The sequence below is a fragment of the Kaistella sp. SH40-3 genome (assembly GCF_030686865.1).
GTDB lineage: Bacteria > Bacteroidota > Bacteroidia > Flavobacteriales > Weeksellaceae > Kaistella.
The window spans coordinates 1-4069 of record NZ_JAQYUS010000017.1 but is presented as its reverse complement, the minus strand read 5'-3'; the positions used below and the strand labels follow the sequence as shown (position 1 = coordinate 4069).

At 26.8% G+C, this 4069-nt stretch carries 4 protein-coding genes; all 4 read right to left on the bottom strand.

Features of this window, described 5'->3' with window-relative positions:
• Nucleotides 1-348 precede the first annotated feature (348 nt).
• On the bottom strand, nucleotides 349-1815 hold the full coding sequence (locus tag PUH65_RS14735; RefSeq protein WP_305520872.1) for a glycosyltransferase family 39 protein: 1467 nt from the start codon (nucleotides 1813-1815) through the stop codon (nucleotides 349-351).
• Between the two features lie 401 nt (nucleotides 1816-2216).
• Nucleotides 2217-2549 (bottom strand): hypothetical protein, encoded by a 333-nt coding sequence (locus PUH65_RS14730; protein WP_305520871.1) that lies wholly within the window; start codon nucleotides 2547-2549, stop codon nucleotides 2217-2219.
• A gap of 115 nt (nucleotides 2550-2664) precedes the next feature.
• Complete coding sequence (locus tag PUH65_RS14725; protein ID WP_305520870.1) at nucleotides 2665-3687, bottom strand: PD-(D/E)XK nuclease family protein; 1023 nt, start codon at nucleotides 3685-3687, stop codon at nucleotides 2665-2667.
• Nucleotides 3687-3902, bottom strand: a complete 216-nt coding sequence (locus tag PUH65_RS14720) for a hypothetical protein (protein ID WP_305520869.1) — start codon at nucleotides 3900-3902, stop codon at nucleotides 3687-3689. The genes PUH65_RS14725 and PUH65_RS14720 overlap by 1 nt, the downstream gene beginning before the upstream one ends.
• Between the last annotated feature and the right edge of the window lie 167 nt (nucleotides 3903-4069).

Genomic DNA, 4069 nt, shown 5'->3' with positions numbered 1-4069 from the left:
TATACACTTATTTGTGCTTCTGACATGAAATTTGAATATGAAACAAATTGCCATGCTAATCATTCTTCTCATTCTTCTCATTATTCTGGACTACGTTAAGATTTAAAAAATGAAATTTGGTTTTAGAATACCCAGTTTAAACAAAAGAATTAGTGCTCGAACATCTCCAGCAAGATTTTTAAGGCATAATTTAGGAATGAAAGTTCCGAAAGGTTATGGAATCTTTACCAACCCTAAAAAAGCCATTTATAACAAAGTTTATAATAAAACTAGTCGTGGGTGTATAGTTGGACTAATACCATTTTTTATCTCAATATTTCTCTGTTCATTAATAATCTATTTTACTATTTAATTTTGTATTAAATATATTTCATAATCATTAATTGCCCTTAGTTTTTTTAATTTATAAGTTTCTTTGATTTCATTATATTCAGTGGAGTTGAGAAGTAAATAAATATGATTAAAACTTTTAATGTTAATTTTTTCCAATGATCTTAAATCAGCTATCATTGTCTTTTGATTTGCAATGTTTTTAATTACAATAGGAAAATTAGTTACAATTATGTCTCCTGTCTGATAATATTTTATAATCTCCTCCGCAGGTTTTGTTCGCGAATTATATTCATCATTAGAAAAATTTCTCCGAGTTTCAAAGGTCTTAAAACTTATAAAAATCACCGTTATAGATATATAGATTATTGATAATTTATTATTATACTTTTTAAATAAATATGATAAATTAAAACTAATAAATGCAGCAATAATTGGAAAGAAGGTTGAACTATATCTCAAAGTTTCGAAAGGTGAAACTTCTCCTGTCAGCAGATAATGGTAATGTCTATAATGCATGAATGTCAAAAGATAGTAACTGACAAAAAAGATAATTAAATAGAGATTTATCATACCTTTTTTTCTAAAAAAAATGAATGTAAATACAGATGTTATAAAAAGATAGCCTGTGATTCCCCACAATTCTAATGATGTAAATGCACCTAAAAAAGCTTTTGAATTGTCGAGCAAATATTTTAATGAAAAAGTCTGATTTTGAATATCATTTGCATACTCCATTTCAGTATCAAAAACTCCTACAATGTATAGTAAAAAAGGTGTGTAAATTAATATAGCAGTAATTTTGATTAATGTTTTTAGTTTAGTTCTGTCATTAGAAATAAGTTGTAATAAAATGAAAATAAAAAATAATACGAAATTCTCTCTATTAGATATCGCTGCAATCGTTGCACATAGAATAAATAAATATAAGTATGATTGTTTTTTCCTAATAATTAAATTATAACTACAAAATAAAGATGCTAAAACAAAAAAAGAAGAAAATATTTCTGAATTTCCACTGGTGCTAAATAAAGCGTAAAAAGGAGTTAGAGCAATGCATAAAGTGAATATAATTCTAGTTATTTTGTCCTTTACAAAAAGATAAAATATAATTAAGATGCAGATAGAAATAAGAAAGTTTACTATAAAAACATTTTGATAAACAGTTCCAAAAACTTTGTTGAATGCAAAAATTACGTAAGAGAAAGTTTTATAATGTGCTCCATAAGACATATATGAAATACAATCTTTGTACGAGCCAATATCACAGGAAATACATTGTAGTATGTTGCTTTTATTAAATATGTGATTTTCGATATTTAATGCATTATCATAGTAGATGTAAGAATCTTCATATTCTAAACCCCAAAAATTATAAAATAAAAATATAATTCTTGAAAAGAAGAATAAGACTAGTGCTAAAGGTAAAATGTAGCTAGCTATATTTTGTAGTAATGTATTTTTTTTTAAATTATTTAATTCCAATTTAAGGTATTTATAACATTAAAATTTATTTTTTTTGATGTATCCATTTGTAAGATTACTAATTCTCATTCCTAATTTTCAATAAGTATTGATGAGGAAAAATAATATAATATTTAGGGGGCTTACAAAAAGGCATTGAAAAAGAACTCGTTGGTGATTGACCTTACCATTGGTTTTTGAGTTAAGTAAGGGCCAACAGAGATTTGGCGTGTTTGTTATTGCATATAAGTAGATGTATCTCCAGCTCCACTTATAGTAACAGATGCTGCGGAATCAATTACAGCTGCTGCAGAATCCATTTCATAAACATAATTAGTAAATGATTCGTCATTATTTGAGCAAATATGTTCAAAAATTAATTCACCAATAGATTCTGGAACTACAGGATTATCATAGGATCCTTAATTTGATGAACTTATTACTTTTCCACTTCTGTCATATTCTATCATATTTGGAACATCAAAATTTCTTCCATAGCAATCACATTTCCACAACTGTAATTTCTTCTTACCACCAGTAATAATGTACTTTCCAGCTTTGTTCTTTACTTTTTTTGTGGGATATTGCCATTTAATCCATGCACTACTTGATGATTCTCTACTTGAGTAGATTGTATATTCTGAATCCCTGTAGATTTCAATAAAATCTGCTTTACTTTTTGTAGTACTGAATCCAGTGAGAAAAAGTAATATTATTGTTAATGTAATAGAGAGTAAAATGTAATTTTTTTTCATTTTTAAATATTTTTTCTCAATTCTTGCGCAGTAAAATCTCGCGCATCGGTAAGATGTTTTAGTAAGATCAATTTATTCCTTGATATATGGTTGATTCTCTAAGTCAATAATTTCTTTAAATATTCCAATCCATTTGAGGGTTTTGAACAATCAAATTCTTCATTAAGCCAAAACTTTTTATAAACCACTCATTAATATTTTTATCTGCATTTTCATCGTTTAAAAACATTCCCAGATCTTCTCTAACATTAATTGAACTTCCATGATCAAAAATTTCATGATTATAAACTTTTGGATCACAAATGATATCATTAAAGCTTTTAAATTGCTCATGATCTGAACTAACATAAATATGTACATTCAATTGCAATTTAACTAATTGAATTGAGTATAAAATTTCAGAACCTTTACCACTTTTTGACTTTAATATTCCAAAATTATGTTTGCAAATTCTATTATGCCCCCTGATTTGCCCCCAAGAGAAATTAGAATTACCTCTTATTAGTCCAAAAAAATTCTTGAAATTTTGTGCAGAGTTTTCTAGATGAAATTCACTAATTTCAATAGTTTTCATCAAATGTTCCATTGCTATTAAATTTACACTTTTAAGAGTGTTGTCTTGTGCCATATTATAGAATTTTAAGAATTTTAGATGATCATTTACTAAAGGATTTGTAGTGCTAAATACTTTTAAGAATTTTGCTACTTCATACCATCTAAATTGTCTGTAATTAAACTCATTGTATTCTCCATTCAGATTTTTGACATCTGAATATTTAGTTAGGTAAAATAAGAACTTAGTTTTATCATGATAGTAGGTATCTAAAACTTGTGAATATCGAGACAACTGTTCCCAACCTTCACTAGATTCTACTTTGCATTCAATTAGACAAGCATTCTCTTTTCCAATGAAAACCAAATCTATTATACAGTTTTGTGTGTCTGGTAGATTTTTATTTAACTGTGTAATTACTTTATAATTATCAGCAGGTAAGGAGAAAAAGTTAGTGACAAAATCTTCTTTGATGTCAGGGTATAAATTTAAGATATTAGCAAAGCACTCCGTGTTGAAATCCTCTAAAGGAACTCTACCACTATCTTTCTGCTTATTATATAATTTTATTAAATCTAAGAACATTATTTACGAATTTTTTCTAAATCTAATTCAACAAAATCGTTTTCACCAAACAATTTTAAAACTAATTTCTCTAACAGTGCATTAAATTCATTATCCTCCCTTTCTTGTTCTGCTGGAGAACGTGCAATTAAATTTCTAGTAACTGGATCCTCTTCAAAATAAAAACTGATAGCAGCTTGACCTCTAAAATAATCATCAGTTAATAAACTTTCCATAATTACACATCTAGAGTCAAAATCTAGCTTGAAATTCTTGTTTTGTATATTTTTTTTTCATAAATTAAATCCGGTTTAATATTTTTTCAACTATTCTCAACAATCCCAATCTCCTCCTCACTTAAGCCATATAATTGATAAACCATCTGATCTATTTGTTTATTTGT